This is a genomic window from Cellulophaga baltica (genome assembly GCF_018861125.1).
Lineage (GTDB): Bacteria > Bacteroidota > Bacteroidia > Flavobacteriales > Flavobacteriaceae > Cellulophaga > Cellulophaga baltica_A.
The window spans coordinates 611,082-632,948 of record NZ_JAHKQN010000013.1; the positions used below are offsets into that span (position 1 = coordinate 611,082).

Here is a 21,867-nt window from a genome sequence, read left to right on the forward strand (position 1 = left end):
TAGAAAGAATTAATTTTAAGTTATAATCAGGTTAACTGTTAAAATTTAAAACGATTTAAAAACTCTCTCCTTTTAATCGATCACGTTCGTTCTTATTAAGCTCTCTATTATTTTCTTTTAATCTAAAATTACCAAAGTTATAGGTAAATCCAAATCTTACAAATTGAGTTTCTGGTCTTAAATACGAGATAAAATTTTGGTTCAAATAATTTGTTGTCATTTTATAATTTACCAAACTCAAAACATCTTCTGCAGCTATAGTTACCACTGCTCTTTTATTCCACAATGATTTTCGTAAACCCATAGTAAGATCAGTGGTACTAGCCATTTTTTTATCTCCATTAATAAAACCTGATAAGTAAGTTACACCTATATCTCCTGTAAAAGTCCCGTCTTTAGACAAAGTTAAATAGTTGGCTAAATATGCATAAACACCCTCTAGTCCATTAGTATATTCAACATTATCACTTTGCTCTGCAATAAAAGTAACATCTTCATGAAAAATTGAAATATAAGAAGCTAAATACCAATTATTTGATATTGATTTTCCATAATTAAAATCAAAACCGTAAGAATAGCTGTCAATAACATTTCTACTAACATTTTGTATTGTTTGATTAACATTATCTTGAAAACTTAATGTACTTATATTCTCACCATTATCTCTAAAATATAAATCAAAATAATAGGTGTCTTTTAAAGTATAATTGAAATTAAAATTTGAGCTAAATGCAGGAACTAAATTAGGGTTACCTGTATTAAAATAATTCTCATTTATAAAATAACTAAAAGGGTTCAACTCTTGATATTTTGGTCTTACCACTTTTCTAGAGTAATCAAATGAAAAACTATGGTTTTCAGAAGGTACATAATTTAAATAAGCTGAAGGAAAAAGCTTAAAATACTCTTGTGTATTACTAGCTAAAACTGAATTTGAAACTCCAACAACGTCAGTATACTCTCCACGTAACCCTATTTTTGTTGACCATTTTTCCCATTCTTTATAAGCAGATACATAACCTGAAAATATAGTCTCATCATACCTAAAAACATCAGAAAAATCATTGTTTAAAGTGCTTAAGCCATTTTCAATAGTATAAAAATCTATTCCACTTTCAGAATCAATATCAGATACTTTAAAACCACTACTAAATGATACCGTGTTTATTGGACTTGTATAATCTAACTGAGCTGTTTTTATTTGAATATCCTGCTTTGAATCTGTGCTAAAGTTAAAATCATTACTCAAACTTTCATCAGGTAAAAAATATTGAGAATAAACATATTGATTAATATCTTTATTATATGTTGTATAATGTGCACTTAGGCTTAGTGAAGCTCCTTCTTTATTAAATTTATGTTTATAAGTAACATCAATTCCTAAGTTATTAGCATCATCATCTAAATCACTGGTAGTAATTAAAGTTGAATCTAATATTTGAGCACCATTGTTCATCATAACATCTAAATTATTATCATATGTTTTATTAGGTGTTAAGGTTAAATTAGAAGTTACATTTAAACTATTATTACTATTAAAATCATAATCGATAATTGTAGTTGCACTGTGTGTAGTTGATCTTGTTACTCTTTTAAAGTTAGAATCCCAAATAGCATACACTTCATCAGCATCATTAGTATACTCTTCATGAGTTTCATCAAATTTTACCTGCTTTTTAGGTGAAATATTATAATTGAAAAAAAAATTAAGCTTTTCACCCTTTATATAATGACTTGTACCTAATGAATATTTAGCAAAATTTGCTTGCGTATAGGTGCCATTTACACTCCCTTTATAACCAGGTAATAAGTTTTTACTAGTAATGATATTCAATATTGGGCCATCTTCAGCTTCATACTCTGCAGGAGGGTTTGCTATTACCTCAATAGATTTGATATTAACCCCTGAAAACCCTTCTAATAAGGTTTTTATTTCATCACTTGAAAGCTGTAATTTTCTATTATTTAAATAAATAGTGGCATCCTTATTTCTAATTTGCAGATTATCTTGTGAAACAATCACACCAGGCGTATGCTTTAAAATATCCCATGAAGCTCCTTGAGATATCGCTGTATTTTCAACATTAAAAATCAAGCGATCTGACTTACGCTCCATCGTTGGTTGTTTAAAGTTTACCACAACCTCATCAAGCTCTTCTGTAGTTTTTTTTATTTTTAGTACGCCTACTACAGTATCTCTTAAAATACTAACAGGCAGAATTTCTGATGTATTACCCACATAACTTGCTTGTAATAAATAAGAGTCAGGTTTAATATTCTTAATTATAAAATTTCCTTTTTCATCGGTAGAAGATCCACTAATAAATGTGGAGTCCGTTTTTTTAAGCAAAAAAACATTTGCAAAAGCTATAGTCTCATCAGTATCGTTTTTAACAACACCGGAAACTTCAACGTTTTGAGCAGATAAATACTGTATACCCAAAAAAGGGAATAATAGAATGGTAATGATTACTTTTTTCAAAGATCAAGTAGGTTTATGTTTAGGTCATCAATGTATAAAAAAAATAAGTTTTCATCTATATTACTTGTAATATTTTACTGATTTTTAGCTAATAATACCTTTTTACTTTATATTTCTAAAGATACCATAAGCATTGGATACAAATAATTTATATTTGCAATTGCTGTACACCTCTAAAACAGGTGTTTGAAAAGATATTGAATGAAAAACATTAGAAACTTCTGCATAATTGCACATATTGACCATGGTAAAAGCACATTAGCTGACCGATTGTTGGATTTTACAGGTTCTGTCACAGAACGTGAAAAGAAAGAACAATTATTAGATAGTATGGATTTAGAGCGAGAGCGTGGTATTACTATTAAAAGTCATGCTATTCAAATGGATTACACCTATAAAGGTGAAAAATACATACTTAATTTAATTGATACTCCTGGCCACGTAGATTTTTCTTATGAAGTTTCAAGGTCAATTGCTGCATGTGAAGGAGCATTGTTAATTGTTGATGCTGCACAAAGTATACAAGCACAAACTATTAGTAACTTATATCTTGCTCTTGAAAATGACTTAGAAATTATTCCTGTTTTAAACAAGGTTGATTTACCTAGTGCAAACCCAGAAGAGGTTACTGATGATATTGTAGATTTATTAGGTTGTAAACCTGAAGAAGTAATACCTGCAAGTGCTAAAACTGGTATTGGTATTGAAGAAATTTTAGCTGCAATTATTGAAAGAATACCTGCGCCTGAAGGAAACCCTGATGAATCATTACAAGCATTAGTTTTTGACTCTGTTTATAACCCTTTTCGTGGTGTAGAAACGTATTTTAGAGTTATAAATGGTGAAATAAAAAAGGGACAAAAAATAAAATTTGTTGCTACTGATAAAGACTATTTTGCTGATGAAGTAGGTACTTTACGATTAGTACAACACCCACAAAAAAGTATAAAAGCTGGTGATGTTGGTTATTTAATTACTGGAATTAAAGATGCTAGAGAAGTAAAGGTTGGTGATACTATTACCGATGCTGCTAAGCCTACACAAAATGCTATTGATGGTTTTGAAGATGTAAAACCTATGGTATTTGCTGGTATTTACCCTGTAGATACTGATGAGTTTGAAGAGTTACGTGCTTCAATGGAAAAACTACAATTGAACGATGCTTCATTGGTTTTTGCTCCAGAAAGTAGTGCTGCACTTGGTTTTGGTTTCCGTTGTGGGTTCTTAGGAATGTTACATATGGAAATTATTCAAGAGCGTTTAGAGCGTGAATTTAACATGACGGTTATTACTACGGTACCAAACGTTAGTTACCATGCCTTTACTCGTAAAGAACCAGACACCGCTTTAATTGTAAACAACCCAACAGATTTACCTGACCCTTCTAGTATTGATCGTGTTGAAGAACCATATATTAAAGCTACAATTATTACAAAGGCAGATTTTGTCGGTAATGTAATGTCTCTTTGTATTGAAAAAAGAGGGCAAATTACCAATCAAACCTATTTAACAACTGAGCGTGTTGAACTTACTTTTGACATGCCATTAGCTGAAATTGTTTTTGACTTTTATGACAGACTAAAGACAGTTTCAAAAGGTTATGCTTCTTTTGATTATACGCCAATTGGCATGAAAACTTCAAAATTAGTGCGTGTTGATATTTTACTAAATGCACAACCTGTAGATGCACTTTCAGCTTTAATACATGCCGATAATGCTGTTCATATTGGTAAAAAAATGTGCGAGAAGTTAAAAGAACTTATTCCAAGACAGCAGTTTGATATTCCGATACAAGCAGCAATTGGTGCTAAAATTATATCAAGAGAAACAACTAAAGCATTACGTAAAGATGTAACTGCAAAATGTTATGGTGGTGATATTTCTCGTAAGCGTAAGCTTTTAGAAAAACAGAAAAAAGGTAAAAAACGTATGCGACAAGTTGGTAATGTAGAAGTACCACAAGAAGCATTTATGGCAGTTTTAAAACTGAATGATTAATATTAAAAAAGCTACTTAATAATTAAGTAGCTTTTTTATTTTCTATAGTTTCTATTTTTTAGTTATCATCTCCAATTCTATTCTCTTCATCATTATTTGTGTTTCTTGATGTTGATTTTTTACCAAATTTTGAACCAAAACTATAAATACATCTCAATTGTATATTTTGCCTTGAACCGTTACTGTCTACAAAAGCCGTCCCATTCCCATAATCAATTGTACCAACAAAACCTCTATTTAACATCTTATTAAACCCTAAATTCAACTTTAACTTATCATCTAAAAACTTTTTACCAAAAGAAAAATCTAGGTTTGCAAACCAGTCTACATCTATTTGGCTTTCTAAAGCTCCTGTACCGTAATTAGCACTAACTTCAAAATTAATATCTAATGGTAATTGATAACTTGCCTGCGTAAACCAAATCAAATTCCATTTGTTTAAATCTATCCCATAAGTTGATGATTGAAAATCTGTATTGGTAACAATTATACCTGTATAACCTTCTAAGCCTTTAGTGAAACTCAGTGGTGCAAACAATCTAAAATTCCAATTTGAATTCTCTTCAACATTCACATCTTGTTGGCGAATTTGAGCTGTGGAATTATCTTGTGAAATTAATTCAAAAATAACATCATCAGTTTTACTATATCCAATAGTAAAAAATGGCTGACCATCATACGTTAAATTGAATTGATAATTATTGGTATATGAAGGCGTTAAATTCGGATTTCCTTCACCTGCAGAAAACGGATCTAAAAATGTAGTAAAAGAATTTAAACTGTTATAAGATGGTCTTTGAATTCGGTAACTATATGAAACACTAGCTCCTAATTGTTCTGTTAATTTTCGACTAACAGAAGCACTCGGGAATACTTTTTTTATCGGCCGTTTTTGTACTAAAGTAACCAACTCATCATCACTCATAAATGTGGAAGTGCCATCAGTATTGCTATCTTCATAACGCAAACCACCTGAAAAAGACCATCTACCCAAAGTGGCGTTAACCTTTGTGTATAAGGCAAAAATAGTCTCATCAATTAAAAACTGACTGCTTTCATCAACAACTAAATCATAATCTCCATTATTTTCTATAAATGACTGTAAGTCATTATCTGTTTTCACAGCTGCATACCTAGTACCTGCACTTATTTTTAAACTATCTGAAATAGTTTTTGAATAATCTGCTTTGTACGTTTTAATATTGTACTCACCATTTTGAATGTATTTTCTATCTGTAAAATCTATCGTACTTCCCTCTGTATCATATAAAAAATTAGTATTATCGTTTGAATAGTCAACATAATTAAAATCGATAACAAGCTTATCTTTCTCTGTTTTAAACTCGTAATATGGGTTGATGTTAAAATTATATCGTTCTCTGTCAAAGCTATTTTCAGAAAATAAGGTGTTTATGTTATCAGCATCAGATATAATCGTTTCACTACGTGTAGTTCTATCAGAAATTCGACTACTAAAACTACCGCCTATTCCAAATGAATTTTTGTCATTAATATAATAATCTGCACTAGCGCTTAAGCTCAAGTTAGAAGGGTCATAAGGTTCTTCGGTAAATTGGTCATAAGTTTCGTCACCTACTGTTCTAATTAGTGAAAGATCATCTCGCCAAGTTGGTTTAGAAAAATTAGCACTTGTTTGCCAATTAAGCTTGTTTTTATAACTCGCCATTGAAAATCCTGCTCCGTATTCAAAGCCTTCATCTTCACCAATCCATGCGTTTGCACTACCATGAGTACCCAATTGCACGTTTTTCTTAAGAATAATATTGATTATAGCACCAGTTCCAGAAGCTTCGTATTCGGCACCAGGTTGCTCTACAACTTCAATTTTAGCAATATTATCTGCAGGAAAATCACGCAATAAGGTTTCAACATCCATATATTCAGTTGTTTTTCCATTAATTAGAATTCTAACGCCTGAATTACCTGCAATTGTTATCCCGTTATTCGTCACTAAAACGCCTGGAACTTTACGCATCACATCTTGTAAATTGGTGTTGACCATTTCTGAGTTTTCTAAATCAACTACCAATTTTTCGGCTGTTTGTTTTATAACTGGTCGCTTATTTTTTACAACCACTTCATTTAAAACGTGACTTTCCTCTTTTAAAATTACGTTTATGATTTTGTCACTTTTTAATTGAAAAGCTTCAATTTTTTTTGTTTCAAAGCCAAGCATTGAAATCTCTACGATATATTCATCTTCAGGAATATTTTTTAAGTTAAAATCTCCATTATCACTAGACACTGTTCCTTTTTGTGGAGATACATCTCCTAAAGTATACACAATAATGTTGGCAAAAGGCAGCGGTTGATTTTGTTCGTCAGTAACTTTGCCTTTAATATCATGCTGTGCAAAAGTTGAAGTAATACATAGTAAAAAAAGAAATATACTTGTAATAAGAAGTCTCATTTGATTGATTTTGATTTGATTGATTACATATATAGACTACTTAAGTGACCAATTTGTTACAGTATTTTATAAAAAAATTATATTGATATTTTCTAAATGGATAAAACATCATCTATATTCATAAAAAAATCCTGAATAAAGTTATTCAGGATTTTTTTTTAGTAATAGAAAGTTATTTTTTACTCACTATCATCAGCCTCTTCTTCTTCGTTTGAAATCTGTTTTACATTATCAGTTTCAATATCAAATACTTTACCTAAATAAACAAGTATAAAACCATCAGTAATTTCTTCATGTACATCGCTGTGTGATGAAATTATTTGTAATTCACCTTCTGGTGTTTTTAAGAAAATAGGAATTATTCTACCATCTTTATTTGTGATATCTATTAAGCTATTATAATGCTCTGTAGATTCTAATTCAATTTCATTAATTGAAGGATATTCACGTACGGTTTCCGTGAGTTTAATATAATCATCAGTCTGGGAGAACAAACCATCTTTTGGATTACTTTCTGGATTGTTCATTTCATCATCAGTAATCAATCTAAAAGAACCATTTTCACCAAAATGCTTAGTGAACTTATTAATAACATACTTATTAATATCAGAGTTACCCGTTAATGCCATTAAAAAACCAACATCATTAAGCTCTATATTATCACTTAAAGTATCAGAATAAATATTTGCCGCAATAGCATCAAGTCCTATTTTCTTTGCTTTAGCAACATTAGTTTGGTTATTGTCAATAAGTACAACATGTCTTCCGTTTTTTTGAAGATATTCACCAATCAATCTTGACATTTTTGATGCGCCAATAATTAAAATACCGTTTGATTTTTTAAGAAATACACCCACTAATTTTGCAAAAACTCGAGCAGTTGTAGCATTTAGTAAGACAGTACCTAATACAATCATAAACACCAAAGGCGTAATATATTCGGCGCCGGCTTCACCCCTTGCTAAAAGTTTAGAGCCAAATAATGATGCAATACCTGCGGCAACAATACCACGAGGCCCAACCCAACTAATAAATAACTTTTCTTTTAGTTTTAGACTTGAACCATGGGTACTCAAAAATACGCCCAAAGGCCTTATTACAAATACAATTACAGCAAATAAACCTACGGTTTTCCAATTAAGGATTAATTCTAAATCACTAATGTTAATATTAGCTGCTAATAATATAAAAAGAATTGATATTAGAAGTATACTTAAAGATTCTTTAAAGTAAAGCAACTCTTTTAGGTTTGGTAAATCAATATTTCCTAAAACCATACCCATTACTACAACAGCCAATAAACCAGATTCATGAGCAAAAAGATCTGACATTACAAATACCATTAACACTAATGAAAGTGAAACAACATTCAATAAGTAATGGGGAATAAAATTCTTTTTAATTGAGTAAGTTAAAGCATGCGCAAAAGTAAAACCAAAAGTAGTACCAAAAAGTACAATTTTACCAAACTCAACCAATGCTGTTAATGTATATGCTTGCCCCTCACCAACACTTATAAATTCAAAAACTAATACGGCCGCCAAAGCACCAATTGGGTCAATTAAAATACCTTCCCATTTTAATACTGTTGATATATCTTTTTTAAGAGGTATATTTCTTAAAATTGGTGTAATTACAGTTGGTCCTGTAACTATTATAAGTGCAGAGAATAAAAAAGATACTTGCCAGTTTAAGCCAAAAATATAATATGCTGATATTGCAGCACCAAAAAAGGTAACAACACTACCTAAAGTAATTAATTTTGTAATTACAGGTCCTACATTTTTTATTTCAGACATTTTAAGTGTTAAACCACCCTCAAAAAGTATGATACTTATAGCTAAGGAAACAAAATAGTATAAACCATCACCAGGAAATAATCCCTTTTGCCCATTAAATATAGGTTCAATAAGCTTAAGACCATCTTCAGTATATAAACTAGCAATTGGACCAACTAAAAGACCAATAAGAATTAACGGTAAAATTGCTGGCAATTTTAATCGCCATGCAACCCATTGCGCTATAATCCCTAAAACAATTATTCCTGCTAGTTCTACCATAATTCAATTTTTGTGAAAAATACTGCTTTTATTCTTAATTTAAGAATCAAAATTAGGTGTCAACGCAATAATTTTAATCGAAAAACGGATACTTATTAGTGGTAAATAGTAATAAATAAGGGTTAAACACGACATAAATTATTAGTAATGCTTACATATGACTATTATTGTAATCTTAATAAAAAGACGACTGATTAGATGAACGAAAGAATCCTCCCATTTAAAACCATACTGTTTGGATTTGCTTTTTCACCAAAACTTGAAATAAACGTACTTGAAACTAGTCGGATTGCAAAGTTTTTTAATGCAAAACTACTATTGCTTCACGTTGGCGAAAAAACTGCTGAAAAAGAATTACAAATTAATACAATTCTTAATGAATGTAGCGAAGATAATGTTACTATTGAAGTTCAATGGAAACAAGGAAATCCAATTGATGTAATTACAAAAACTTGTAAAACAGCAGCAATTGATTTGCTAATACTTGGCGCTTTACAACGCGAAAATGTATATCAGTTTTATGTTGGTTCAATCGCCAGGAAATTAACCCGAAAAGTTTGTTGTTCTGTATTGCTATTAATTAAGCCATCTGCCGAAAGAATAGTATGTAATAATATTGTTGTAAATGGACTTGACGAACCTGATACTCCGTTAGCAATAACCGATGCTTTTTATGTAGCAAATGCTTTGGGCTCTCAACAAATAACAATTGTTGAAGAACTTAGAGAAAAAGAAGTTGATGTTACTATTGAAGATGATAAATCGCTAAAAAAAGCGACCATCATGAAAGAGCGATTAACCAACCGAGAAGAATCACGAATTAGAAAAATTATTAATAACCAGTGTGAAGAATACACTCAAAATATTCGTATTAACACTCAAAATATTTTTGGACAACGTGGTTATTGTATCGGTCATTATGCTGAAATAGTACGTGCAGATTTATTAATAATGAATGCACCAAAAAAAACACGTTTAATTGATAGAATATTTCCGCACGATATTGAGCATATTCTTTCTGATCTGCCAACAGATCTATTAATTATAAGAAGAGACCATCTTGAAACAAAAAAATAAAGATTCCAATACATTTTTAAAAGGCTTACCTAAAAATATTTTTGCTGGTTTTGTAGTATCATTAATAGCCTTGCCACTTGGTTTGGGCTTAGCAATTGCTAGTGAAGCTCCACCTATTTCAGGTATTATTGCTGCTGTAGTTGGAGGTATAATTGTATCTGTTTTAGGAGGATCAAATGTAACTATTGCAGGACCAGGAAACGGCCTCGTAATAGTTGTTCTTGGTGCTATTACTACTCTTGGTGCTGGCGATTTATACCAAGGTTATTTGTATACTCTTGCTGCAATTGTAATGTCAGGTATTTTAATTTTATTATTAGGGTTCTTAAAAATGGGGCGTTTAGCCGATTTTTTTCCTGCATCAGCTATTGAAGGGATGCTTGCTGCAATTGGTTTGGGTATTTTATCAAAACAATTTCATATTATGATTGGTCATAATAATGCAAGTGGTGGTATACTTTCATTATTAGTGCAAATACCAGAAGCAATTATAAATCTAATTACTACAGGTACAACAAGTGAAAAAATAGCCGCTACTATTGGTGTATTGAGTTTGCTAATAATGATTTTTTATTCTAAAATTAGAAATAAATATTTTCAATTAATACCTGCACCAATGTGGATATTAATTTTAACCATTGGTTTTAGCTACGTTTACGTTGGCCTTGATATTCCATACCCTATGGAATCTCGCTTTTTAGTGAATATACCTGATGATATTTTTGGTTCATTAGCTTTTCCAGATTTTTCAATTATGTATAAATCAGAATTTTTAATGGCAGTTTTTGCTTTAACATTTATTGCAAGTATAGAATCTTTATTAAGTATTAAAGCTGTTGATAAATTAGACCCTGAAAGTAGAAGATCAAATGTAAATAGAGATTTAAAAGCGCTTGGTTTAGCAACTACCGTTAGTGGTCTATTAGGTGGTTTAAATGTTGTAACTGTAATTGCAAGAAGTTCAGTAAACGTAAATAATAATGCAACCAACCGATCTGCTAACTTTTTTCATTCATTATTTTTAGTGATATTTATTTTAGTATTTCAAGCACAGCTAAAAACTATTCCTTTAGCAGCTTTAGCTGCAATTTTAGTTTTTACAGGTTACAAACTTGCAACACCTACTACGTTATTAAAAATTTCAAAGATTGGTAAAGAGCAAATATTTATATTTTTAACAACCTTAATAACTACATTGCTTACCAATTTAATGACAGGTATTGGTGCCGGAATATTAATTACGTTTATTATTCACGTTGTAATAAACCGAAGCTTATCACTATTTATCAGCCATATATTTAAGCCTAATATTTTAATGTTTAAAGAGCCTGATGGTGGGAATTACTATGTAAGTATCAAACATTTTTGCAGTTTTATAAATTTCTACAGGTTAAAAAATAGGTTAGATGCTATTCCTGAAAATGAAAATGTTATTTTAGATTTTTCTATGTGTAGTTTTGTTGACCATACTTCTTTTGAAGGTGTAGAGAACTATGTACAAACTTTTGATAAAAAAGGCGGAAGTATTGAGTTAGTTGGCTTAGACAAACATGATACAGATTCAAAACACCCATTTGCCATACGTAAAATGATACCCTCAATGGCGTTAAAACCCATTGAAAATTACTTTACAAAAAGGCAAAAAAATATTAAAATTACAGCTAAGGAATATAAGTGGAATTATGTACCTAAAAAGAATAAAGACACACATTTTTTATCTGATTTTGTATTTTTTAAAACACGAAAAATTAGTTACTACTACAACAATCTCTTTGATAAAAACAATTGCAAAAGTGTTTTTGATGTTGAATTTACTGAAGGTGAGTTTATTGCCAAAGAAATTGTCAAAACAACTATATTTCACATAAAACTAGATCATAAAATCCCGGTATTTACTTTAGATAAAGAAGGCTTATTAGAAATGATTTACAGCCTTGCCGGTTTTAAAGACATCACAATTAATAACCATCCTGATTTTAGTAAACGCTTTTATTTAAGTGGTGAAAATGAAGAAGAAATCAAGTCTATATTTACTGATGAGTTAATTCTTTTTTTAGAAAGTAATCCATATTACCATATAGAATCTAACGGGTGTTCAATTATGATTTTCAAAAAAGAGCGTCTGCTTAGTGTAAAAGAAATTAAAGCTATGATTTATTTTGGAGAACAATTATATACTTTTTTAAAGTAAATAATTAATTATACCACTAATATTTAGGCTATTAATGCAAAAAAATAATTTTTTTTGTAGGAAATATCTTTTTAGAGTTGTAGTTTAACTTATATATACACTTTTTAGTGAAATTTCTTCTTTCAAAGAAGAAAAATTATAAAGTACTACTGCAATGCAACTTGAAAAAAAATTTAGTTTTTATAACTCTCCAATATCTTTTGGTGTAATTGTTTTTGCCATAACTTTATTATTAACTCAATATTTAACATACCAACGGCACCTAATACTTGAGACTAATCAACAAAAAAATTTAGTAAATAAATCAAATCAAATAGAAGATAAGATTCAAGAGATTTTAAATAAAGGTTTTTCTACTACTCAAACCTTAGCATTTATAGTTGAGAACTACGGTATTCCAAAAAACTTTGATTCAATTGCTAAACTTCTTAAAAAGAGTAATGAAGAAATAACTGCTTTAGAAATTGTTAGTAAAGAAGGAGTTATAACACATATGTATCCTCTTCAAAAAAACAATATGATTGGTTTTAATATTTTAAAAGATTCTGTAGGAAGAGTAGGTGCATACGAAACCATAAAAAGAAGAAGTTATTTTGTAAGCGGACCAATTAACTTAAAACAAGGTAGTGTAGGTTTTGTATGTAGAACGCCCATTTTTAAAAAAGATATTTTTCAGGGTTTTACAGCAACTGTTATAAAATTATCAGATGTTTTAAAGGCCGCTAATATTACCACAAATCCAAGACATCAATATAAATTCACAAAAGTTAATGTAGATAACTCTGAAGAGACTTATTTTTCCAATGTTAAAAATCCTTCAGCAAATTCTTATTCAACAACAGTTGCAATGCCAAATGGTGAGTGGAAACTATATATTTATGCAAAAAAAGGTCAACTCTTTAACCCTGTAATACTTTTTGCTTTTTTTGGCTTATTTATTTCAATTCTATCAGGAGTTATAGCTTGGTATTTAGCAATGCAACCTAAAAGGTTAAATAGACTTGTAGATAAAAAAAGTAAAGAAGTAATTGAAAACGAAGAGAAGTATAGAACACTTTTAAACCAAGCATCTGATGGTATTTTTGTACTTAATAAAGAATTTAACATTGTTGATGTAAACATCAAATTTTGTGAACTATTTAAAAGTTCTAAAGAGAATTTTATAGGTAAAAGTATTGCTGTAGCAATTGAACCTGAAGAATTAAAAAGTAAACCTTTAGAATATCAGAAAGTTTTAAATGGTGATACAATACGAACATTAAGAAAAGCCATTAGAACTGACGGAAGTACTTTTTTAATAGAAAGTAGCGTAAAAATAATGCCAAACAATCTTATTCAAGGTATAGTACAAGATGTTACTGAACGAGAAGAAAACTCTAAATTACTCAGAGAAAGTGAACTTAAATATAGAGAATTAACAGAGCGTATTTCTGACGCCTTTATTGCTTTTGATACTGACTGGAATTTCACATACATAAGCACAAAAGCTAAATTTTTTATTCCACCACATAATGGACACATTATTGGAAAAAATATTTGGGAAACTTTCTCCCACTTAAAAGATACATCACTACATAAAAATAGTTTAAGTGCATTAAAACTACAAAAATCAATAACTGACGTTAGGTATAGTGAAGGCTTAAATAAGTGGATTGAGTATCGCTTATATCCTTCTAAAAATGGTATTAGTGCATATTTTAGTGATATAACTAAAATTAAGGAGGCTGACGATAAAGTAAAGGCCGCTCAATTAAAAATGGAAAATGCTATTCGCATTGGAAAAATAGGCTATTGGAGTTGGGATATTGAAGAAGATATTCTCGAATGGTCAGATAGAATGTATACCATATATGGTTTAGACAGAAATACAGCAGTTACAAAAGAAACCTCCGTTGATTGTATTCACCCTGATGAAAGGGAAGAACACGTAGCAATTATACAAGAAAAAATAAAAAATAAAGATAATACCCCTATTTCATATCGAATACTTCACAAAGACAATTCTGTTCATTATGCTTCTTTGGAGCTTGAGTTTATTGAAAATGAGAATAATGAAATATCTAAACTTCAGGGTACTGTTATTGATATTACTGAAACAATTGAAACACAGGAAGAATTAAAAGTTAGCCAAGAAAAATTTTATAAGTCTTTTCATTCAAATTTAGTTGGTAAAGTAATTGTTGATGAAAATAGAGTTCTCTTAGAAGCAAACGAAACTATAGCAAAACTTTTAAATTCTGATAGAAAGAATTTATTAGGGAAAACAATTATTCAAGCAAATGTGCTTGAATTTAAAACACCCGAAGAAAAAAGACGTAGAGAAAATTTATGGACCAAACTTTATGATGAAGGTATATTGCTAGATGAAGAAGTTTCTTTTACACTTAAAAATGGTAAACACATACCAACTTTGGTATCTGTTGAACCCTTACAAATAAGGGGTAAAATAAACTATTTGATTAGTGTTATGGATAACACAAAGAGAAAAGAAGCAGAGTCTTTACTAGAGACTCAAAATTTAGAGTTGATAAAGACAAATTCAGAATTAGATAGGTTTGTATATAGTGCTTCACATGAGTTAAGAGCACCATTGACTTCAATTATGGGGTTAATCAATTTAATTTTAACCGAAAAACATGAAAATGATCTAGTATTTAAGTTACAAATGATGAAAGAATCTGTAAAAAGATTAGATGATTTTATAAAAGATATTGTACAGTATTCACAAAACAAACACTTAGAATTAAGTACAAACGTCATTGATTTTCGTGAGATAATTGAAGACTCAATAAAAGATTTATGGTATTTAGAAAATAGAAAACATATAAGTATTAAAAGTAATATTGATAATGCTCTGGATTTTTATTCTGATAAAAAACGTATTTCAATTATTTTTAATAATCTAATAAGTAATGCTATTAAATACCACAATATTAATACTGAAAAACCAATTATTAATATAGATGTTCAAACTTCTGATAAGGGTGTTACTATAATAATAGCAGACAACGGTACTGGTATTCCGGAAGATCATTTAGCTAAAATATTTAATATGTTTCACCGCGTATCCTCTAAAGTAATGGGTACCGGAATTGGTTTATTCGTTATCAAAGAAATTATTACCAAGTTAAATGGTACTATTGAAGTATTATCTAAATTAGATGAAGGCACAAAATTTATAATTAATATTCCGCATCAAAATTTAAAGACTATTAAAAAGAAAATTGAATTAGACCTTAATAAAAATTAATCGAAAAGCTTAATTTGAAGGTGCTTAAATAGAAATAAAGTACCAACTACTTATTTATTCGTTGAAAGACAGCATTTTAGTTATTGTGAGTAAAAATATAAACGTAATTCATACGTTATTATACCTCAAACCACACCACAACTTAATAAGAACCAATATGCATTTCAACTCTATAATGCTAATAGACGATTCAGAAATAGACAACTTCATACATAAGTCTGTATTAGAAAAATTTAATATTACCGATACTATCATTACAGCAAAATCTGGTTTTGATGGTATTGAAAAATTAAAAAATCTTATTAATGATGAAGCAAAAAAATTTCCTGAAATTATATTTTTAGATTTATGTATGCCTCATATGGATGGTTTTGGATTTTTACAAGAATACATGAAGTTTCCTGAAGATATAAAAGCCTCTTGTAGTGTATATATTTTAAGTTCATCAATAAATCCTGATGATATTAAACGAGCTAAAAAATGTCCGGCAGTAAACCGTCATTTAACAAAACCTCTTAATAAAACTCTAGTAGACGATATATTCAATTTAAAATCGGTTTAAAATTTTAATTTAACTTTTTTTAATAATTCCATAATCATATTTATCGTAATATTGCAATAAACAAATTAATTAAAACAAATGGGATTAGCCAAATCTGAAATATTTACTAGAAAACAAAACGAGATTGCTCTTTTTGCTAAAGTTTTTGGCCACCCAGCAAGGGTTGCTATTCTGGAACACCTGTTTAAAATAGATACTTGTATTTGCGGTGATTTGGTAAACGAAATTGGTTTAGCACAGCCAACAATATCACAACATTTAAAAGAACTTAAACATTTGGGTTTGATTAAAGGAACTATTGACGGCACTAGTGTTTGCTATTGTATTGACAAAGATAACTGGTTGGCAATGAAAAATGTAATGAACGCTTTTTTAAACCAAGACATTACAGAAAAAGGAAGTTGTTGCTAGAAAAAAAATTTGAATCTATTAATCGTAATATTACAATAATATGAAACTATCAGAAATTAAAAATCACTTAAAAGCTTTAGAAAATATAGCTTTTGAATTACCAAACGGATCATTAGTACCTAGTCATTTTCATGTAACTGAAGTAGGGAAAGTAACTAAAAACTTTATTGATTGCGGTGGTACTGTTAGAAATGAAGAAGTTGTAAATTTTCAATTATGGAATGCTGATGATTATGATCACAGATTACATCCTGAAAAATTACTAGATATTATACAATTATCAGAAAAAGTTTTAGGTATTGGAGATTTAGATATTGAAGTTGAATATCAAGGAGACACTATTGGAAAATTTGGTTTAGGTTTTAATGGTACTAATTTTCTTTTAACTACAAAACAAACAGATTGTTTAGCAAAAGAAAATTGCGGAATTCCTGAAAGTAAGCCGAAGCTCAAAATGGCAGATTTACCAACTGGAAGTAGTTGCGACCCTAATTCAGGTTGCTGTTAGTATGAAATTTCACGCTATTACAGAAGCTAATTATTCTCAGGTTTCAAAAATATATGAAGAAGGTATAAAAACTGGTATGGCCACTTTTCAAACTGCAGCTGTTGATTGGAAAACTTGGGATGAAAACCACTTACCAATTGGGAGAATTACATTACAAGACAGTGATATAGTTTTAGGCTGGGCTTCATTAGCACACGTATCTAGTAGATGTGTGTATGGTGGTGTTGCTGAGGTTAGTGTATACGTTTCTGAAAAATCCAGAGGTAAAGGCATCGGTAAAAAATTATTACTAGAACTTATAAAAATTAGCGAAGCACATAAATTTTGGACCCTACAATCTGGTATTATGAGAGATAATAAAGCAAGTATTCAAATGCATATAAATTGTGGTTTTAGAGAAATTGGATACCGTGAAAAAATTGGACAATTAAACGGTGTTTGGCTTGATAATATATTACTTGAACGAAGAAGTAAAACTATAGGAATTAAATAAACAACACAAAATGGAAACAACACATTTTAGTAACATAAATACAATTGTTGCTAAGTTACAACCACAAGAAATTTCAGAAGAGCGTAAAGCAGTATTACAACCTTTAGTCGATTTTATTCAGGTAAAAGTATCTAATAATGCTACAATTCGATTAAACTTTATTTGTACTCACAATTCACGTAGAAGTCATTTATCGCAAGTGTGGGCACAAGCTATTGCACATTATTTTGGTATTAAAGATGTATTTTGTTATTCTGGTGGTACTGAAGCTACCGCACTATTTCCTAAAGTTGCTGAAACATTAACTAATTCAGGGTTTTCAATTGAAAAACTTTCAAATACTGACAATCCTGTTTATAGTATAAAATACACTACTAATGAGGCTCCTATTATTGGGTTTTCAAAAAGGTTTGATGATACGTTTAACCCTCAATCAGAGTTTGCTGCAATTATGACCTGTTCTTCTGCTGATCAAGGGTGCCCATTTATAGCAGGTGCTGAAAAAAGAATACCAATAACTTTTGATGACCCTAAAGCTTTTGATAATACACCTCAACAAACAGAAAAATATCAAGAAAGAAGCATTCAAATTGCAACGGAACTATTTTATGTTTTTTCAGAAATAAAAAAATAAAAAGTAATGCAAAAAAAATTGAGTTTTTTAGATAATTACCTAACCTTATGGATTTTTATAGCCATGATTTTAGGGGTTGGCATAGGCTATTTTATACCTTCATTTCCTAATTTAATCAATAGCGCCAGTAACGGATCTACGAACATTCCTATAGCTATTGGATTAATATTAATGATGTATCCGCCTTTGGCGAAAGTAAACTACAAATTACTGCCCAAGGTTTTTAAAAATATAAAAATACTAAGCACATCATTAATCTTAAATTGGATTATTGGACCTGTATTAATGTTTTTTCTAGCAATCATCTTTTTACAAGATCATCCACATTATATGGTTGGTCTCATACTAATTGGTTTAGCACGTTGTATTGCAATGGTATTGGTTTGGAATGACCTTGCGGAAGGTAGTAGTGAATATGGTGCAGGTTTAGTGGCATTAAATAGTATTTTTCAAGTATTTGGCTACAGTTTTTATGCTTGGTTATTTATCACTGTACTACCTCCTTATTTTGGTTTTAACGGTGCAATTGTAGATATTTCAATAGCAACAATTGCAGAAAGTGTAGCCATTTATTTAGGTATTCCATTTGTTTTGGGTATTTTAAGTAGAGTTATTTTAGTAAAATTGAAAGGAGAAAAGTGGTATACCGAAAAATTTATACCTAAAATATCTCCATTAACTTTAATAGCATTATTATTTACAATTATTGTAATGTTCTCATTAAAAGGTGAGTTAATTGTAACCATACCTGGCGATGTTTTATTAATTGCACTTCCATTATTAGTATATTTTATAATTATGTTTATCGTAGGCTTCTTTGTAACAAAAGCTAGTGGTGCTACTTATGATAAAACTGCAGCAGTAGCATTTACAGCTGCTGGTAATAACTTTGAACTTGCTATTGCAGTTGCTATTGCTGTTTTTGGTTTAAATTCAGGAGAAGCATTTACAGGCGTTATTGGACCTTTAGTTGAGGTGCCAGCGCTAATACTTTTAGTACGTGTATCATTCTGGTTACGTAAAAAATATTTTACAAAATCATAACGTATATATATTGCCCGTTTCTATAAGGTTTTCGTTAAAAATTCTTAATTAATCTTGATTGATTTTTGATTTTCTTAAATTTCAGGATTATTACAGTATAAATGAAGCTATACCCAATAGAAACGGGCAATTTTAAATTAGATGGTGGTGCTATGTTTGGCGTTGTTCCAAAAACATTATGGAACAGAACAAACCCTGCTGACAGCAACAACCTTATTGATCTTGCCGCACGTAGTTTACTTATTGAAGATGGAAATAAGTTAATACTTATTGACACTGGAATGGGTGACAAACAATCAGATAAGTTTTTTAGTTATTATAATATGTGGGGAAATTTTTCTACAGATAAGTCTTTAGCTAAATATGGTTTTCATAAAGATGATATTACTGATGTTTTTATGACGCATCTTCATTTTGACCATTGTGGTGGTTGTATACAATGGAATAAAGACCATACAGGCTATGAGCCTGTTTTTAAAAATGCTAAGTTTTGGACCAATAAAGAGCATTGGATATGGGCAACGGAACCAAATAACCGAGAAAAAGCATCTTTTTTAAAAGAAAATCTACTGCCTATGGAAGATAGCGGACAACTAAATTTTATAGACTCTCCAAAGGCTGGGTCTGATTTCTTAGAAAATACAGCATTGAATTTTGATGTTTTATTTGTTGATGGTCATACGGATAAACAAATGATTCCGCATATAAACTATAAAGGCAAAAAATTGGTTTTTATGGCCGATTTGCTACCTACTGTTGGTCACATACCACTACCCTACGTAATGGGTTATGATACACGACCACTATTGACACTTCAGGAAAAAGAAAAATTCTTGAAAATTGCAGCGCAGAACGATTATTATCTGTTTTTAGAACATGATGCTCACAATCAAATATGCACGGTACAAGAAACAGAAAAAGGTATTCGCTTGAAAAATAGTCATACATTCGAAGAAATATTTGATTAACAACAACTTACTTCCTCATTTTTAATAAAATTACTTTTTAATTATTTCATAAACACTCAATAAATAAACACATACATGACATTTAATTTTACAAAATCAGTTTTTGGACTAGCATTTGGTTCATTATTACTATCAAGCTGTGGCAGTTCATCACCAGTATTGGTTAGTACTCCAGTAGAAAATATAGACGCAATACCATTAAAAGTATCTGATTTAACTGATTCAGAAAAGAAAAATTGGGGACACCTTGATTTAGTAACAGATACTATTCCGGGAATGTCAGTTAATAAAGCATATACTGATATTATTAAAGGAAATAAAGGAGAAACTGTTATTGTAGCCGTTTTAGATTCTGGTATGGATTTAGAACATGAAGATTTAGTAAATGTACTATGGACAAATACGAAAGAAATTCCGGGGAATAACATTGATGATGATAAAAATGGGTATGTTGATGATATTCATGGTTATAACTTTTTAGGCGAATCATACAATGAGTTGTTAGAAATGACTCGTATTGTAAAATTAAAGATAGGAGATGCTGCATACCAAGCAAAAGCGAAAGCTGCTCTCGATGAAAAATACAATGAGACGTTAAAAAACAAAACTTATTATGAGCAAATTTTACAAACTGTAACTACTGCTGATACTGCCGTAAAAGAGAAATTAGGAAAAGGTACTTATACAAAAGAAGACGTTGCTGCAATTGAAACACAAGATGCTACTTTACTTCAAAATATTAGCATGATTAAGCAAGTATATACTTTTGCTGAAGATGTTCCAAGTTTTATAAAAGATATCACTGGTGGTATTACTTCAATGACTGAATCATTAAACTATAATTATAATGTAGAATTTGATGGTAGAACACCTGTTGGTGACAACCCTTATGATTTAGAAGATACTATATACGGTAATGGAAATCCTCAAAACCGTGTTGAAGATGAAAGTCACGGTACACATGTAGCTGGTATTATTGCAGCACAACGTGGAAATGGAAAAGGAGCTGATGGTGTTGCAAATAATGTACAACTAATGAGCATTAGAGCAGTACCAAATGGTGATGAGTATGATAAAGATATTGCTTTAGGTATTCGTTATGCAGTTGATAATGGTGCAAAAGTAATTAACGGTAGTTTTGGTAAATCATTTTCACCTAATGCTGATTGGGTATATGATGCTATTAAATATGCGGCTTCAAAAGATGTCCTTTTTATTCATGCTGCAGGTAATGATGGTTTAGATTTAGACAACCCAACAAACCCTAATTTCCCTAATGATCAAGTAGATAACGGTGCTGAAATTGCAGATAATGTTATTACTGTAGGTTCTATAACTAGTAACTATGGTGCTGACTTAGTTTCATCATTCTCAAACTACGGTGTTATTAATGTAGATGTATTTGCACCTGGTAGCGCAATTTATTCTACAGTTCCTGGTAATGAGTATGATTATAATAGTGGTACATCAATGGCAGCACCTGCTGTTGCTGGTGTTGCTGCATTAATAAGATCGCAATACCCTAAATTAAAAGCTGCTGAGGTTAAAAAAATCATCATGCAGTCTGGTTTAACAACAAAAACATCAGTTGTTGTTGCTGGGGAAGCTTCAAAAGCTACTGAGTTTTCAAAACTTACTAAATCAGGAAAAATGGTAAATGCCTACAATGCACTTATTTTGGCTAGTCAAGTAGCAAACGGAAAAGTAAAACTTTAAACAAATACTCATAAATTATACAGAAAAAGATCACTGAAATAT

The 21,867-nt window shown here is 30.2% G+C and carries 15 protein-coding genes; 12 read left to right on the top strand and 3 right to left on the bottom strand.

The features are described 5' to 3' along the window. Positions 1 to 55 precede the first annotated feature (55 nt). Positions 56 to 2,482 carry an outer membrane beta-barrel family protein gene (locus KO500_RS05410; protein ID WP_215955479.1) on the bottom strand — a complete coding sequence of 809 codons (2,427 nt, stop codon included), beginning with the start codon at positions 2,480 to 2,482 and terminating at the stop codon, positions 56 to 58. Between the two features lie 201 nt (positions 2,483 to 2,683). Between KO500_RS05410 and lepA the strand changes: the two genes are divergently transcribed. Next, the gene (lepA, locus tag KO500_RS05415) at positions 2,684 to 4,480 is read left to right on the top strand and encodes a translation elongation factor 4 (RefSeq protein WP_215955480.1); all 1,797 of its coding nucleotides are present in this window, start codon (positions 2,684 to 2,686) and stop codon (positions 4,478 to 4,480) included. Positions 4,481 to 4,538: 58 nt separating this feature from the next. On the opposite strand, the gene KO500_RS05420 is transcribed toward lepA, so the two are convergent. Together KO500_RS05420 and KO500_RS05425 are read right to left on the bottom strand one after the other, a co-directional pair. Beyond that, positions 4,539 to 6,911, bottom strand: coding sequence for an outer membrane beta-barrel protein (locus tag KO500_RS05420; protein WP_215955481.1), 2,373 nt, complete (start codon positions 6,909 to 6,911; stop codon positions 4,539 to 4,541). A 179-nt stretch (positions 6,912 to 7,090) separates the two neighbouring features. Beyond that, the gene (locus KO500_RS05425) at positions 7,091 to 8,971 is read right to left on the bottom strand and encodes a cation:proton antiporter (protein ID WP_215955482.1); all 1,881 of its coding nucleotides are present in this window, start codon (positions 8,969 to 8,971) and stop codon (positions 7,091 to 7,093) included. Positions 8,972 to 9,169: 198 nt separating this feature from the next. Between KO500_RS05425 and KO500_RS05430 the strand changes: the two genes are divergently transcribed. The 11 genes from KO500_RS05430 (at position 9,170) to KO500_RS05480 (ending at position 21,825) form a co-directional block, all read left to right on the top strand. Beyond that, a complete protein-coding gene (locus tag KO500_RS05430; RefSeq protein WP_215955483.1) occupies positions 9,170 to 10,048 on the top strand; it encodes a universal stress protein in 879 nt (292 codons plus the stop codon). Then, entirely contained in the window at positions 10,032 to 12,239 is a 2,208-nt protein-coding gene (locus tag KO500_RS05435; RefSeq protein ID WP_215955484.1) for a SulP family inorganic anion transporter, read from the top strand. The genes KO500_RS05430 and KO500_RS05435 overlap by 17 nt, the downstream gene beginning before the upstream one ends. Positions 12,240 to 12,393: 154 nt before the next feature. Continuing rightward, positions 12,394 to 15,489, top strand: a complete 3,096-nt coding sequence (locus KO500_RS05440) for a PAS domain S-box protein (RefSeq protein ID WP_215955485.1) — start codon at positions 12,394 to 12,396, stop codon at positions 15,487 to 15,489. Between the two features lie 157 nt (positions 15,490 to 15,646). After that, a complete protein-coding gene (locus KO500_RS05445) occupies positions 15,647 to 16,051 on the top strand; it encodes a response regulator (protein WP_215955486.1) in 405 nt (134 codons plus the stop codon). 78 nt (positions 16,052 to 16,129) lie between these two features. Then, the gene (locus KO500_RS05450; RefSeq protein ID WP_215955487.1) at positions 16,130 to 16,462 is read left to right on the top strand and encodes an ArsR/SmtB family transcription factor; all 333 of its coding nucleotides are present in this window, start codon (positions 16,130 to 16,132) and stop codon (positions 16,460 to 16,462) included. Between the two features lie 40 nt (positions 16,463 to 16,502). Then, on the top strand, positions 16,503 to 16,970 hold the full coding sequence (locus KO500_RS05455) for a DUF6428 family protein (RefSeq protein WP_215955488.1): 468 nt from the start codon (positions 16,503 to 16,505) through the stop codon (positions 16,968 to 16,970). Position 16,971: 1 nt separating this feature from the next. Next, the gene (locus KO500_RS05460) at positions 16,972 to 17,463 is read left to right on the top strand and encodes a GNAT family N-acetyltransferase (protein ID WP_215955489.1); all 492 of its coding nucleotides are present in this window, start codon (positions 16,972 to 16,974) and stop codon (positions 17,461 to 17,463) included. Positions 17,464 to 17,473: 10 nt separating this feature from the next. Then, positions 17,474 to 18,097 carry a low molecular weight phosphatase family protein gene (locus KO500_RS05465; RefSeq protein WP_215955490.1) on the top strand — a complete coding sequence of 208 codons (624 nt, stop codon included), beginning with the start codon at positions 17,474 to 17,476 and terminating at the stop codon, positions 18,095 to 18,097. A gap of 6 nt (positions 18,098 to 18,103) precedes the next feature. Next, positions 18,104 to 19,141 carry an ACR3 family arsenite efflux transporter gene (arsB, locus tag KO500_RS05470; RefSeq protein ID WP_215955491.1) on the top strand — a complete coding sequence of 346 codons (1,038 nt, stop codon included), beginning with the start codon at positions 18,104 to 18,106 and terminating at the stop codon, positions 19,139 to 19,141. 101 nt (positions 19,142 to 19,242) lie between these two features. Then, complete coding sequence (locus tag KO500_RS05475; RefSeq protein ID WP_215955492.1) at positions 19,243 to 20,109, top strand: MBL fold metallo-hydrolase; 867 nt, start codon at positions 19,243 to 19,245, stop codon at positions 20,107 to 20,109. A 75-nt stretch (positions 20,110 to 20,184) separates the two neighbouring features. After that, positions 20,185 to 21,825 carry a S8 family peptidase gene (locus KO500_RS05480; RefSeq protein WP_215955493.1) on the top strand — a complete coding sequence of 547 codons (1,641 nt, stop codon included), beginning with the start codon at positions 20,185 to 20,187 and terminating at the stop codon, positions 21,823 to 21,825. Positions 21,826 to 21,867 lie beyond the last annotated feature (42 nt).

Bases quoted from the DNA above. Each gene is read 5' to 3' on its own strand.
- lepA (WP_215955480.1), top strand. From the start codon at position 2,684: ATGAAAAACATTAGAAACTTCTGCATAATTGCACATATTGACCATGGT.
- KO500_RS05420 (WP_215955481.1), bottom strand. From the start codon at position 6,911: ATGAGACTTCTTATTACAAGTATATTTCTTTTTTTACTATGTATTACT.
- KO500_RS05425 (WP_215955482.1), bottom strand. From the start codon at position 8,971: ATGGTAGAACTAGCAGGAATAATTGTTTTAGGGATTATAGCGCAATGG.
- KO500_RS05430 (WP_215955483.1), top strand. From the start codon at position 9,170: ATGAACGAAAGAATCCTCCCATTTAAAACCATACTGTTTGGATTTGCT.
- KO500_RS05440 (WP_215955485.1), top strand. From the start codon at position 12,394: ATGCAACTTGAAAAAAAATTTAGTTTTTATAACTCTCCAATATCTTTT.
- KO500_RS05445 (WP_215955486.1), top strand. From the start codon at position 15,647: ATGCATTTCAACTCTATAATGCTAATAGACGATTCAGAAATAGACAAC.
- KO500_RS05450 (WP_215955487.1), top strand. From the start codon at position 16,130: ATGGGATTAGCCAAATCTGAAATATTTACTAGAAAACAAAACGAGATT.
- KO500_RS05455 (WP_215955488.1), top strand. From the start codon at position 16,503: ATGAAACTATCAGAAATTAAAAATCACTTAAAAGCTTTAGAAAATATA.
- KO500_RS05460 (WP_215955489.1), top strand. From the start codon at position 16,972: ATGAAATTTCACGCTATTACAGAAGCTAATTATTCTCAGGTTTCAAAA.
- KO500_RS05465 (WP_215955490.1), top strand. From the start codon at position 17,474: ATGGAAACAACACATTTTAGTAACATAAATACAATTGTTGCTAAGTTA.
- arsB (WP_215955491.1), top strand. From the start codon at position 18,104: ATGCAAAAAAAATTGAGTTTTTTAGATAATTACCTAACCTTATGGATT.
- KO500_RS05475 (WP_215955492.1), top strand. From the start codon at position 19,243: ATGAAGCTATACCCAATAGAAACGGGCAATTTTAAATTAGATGGTGGT.
- KO500_RS05480 (WP_215955493.1), top strand. From the start codon at position 20,185: ATGACATTTAATTTTACAAAATCAGTTTTTGGACTAGCATTTGGTTCA.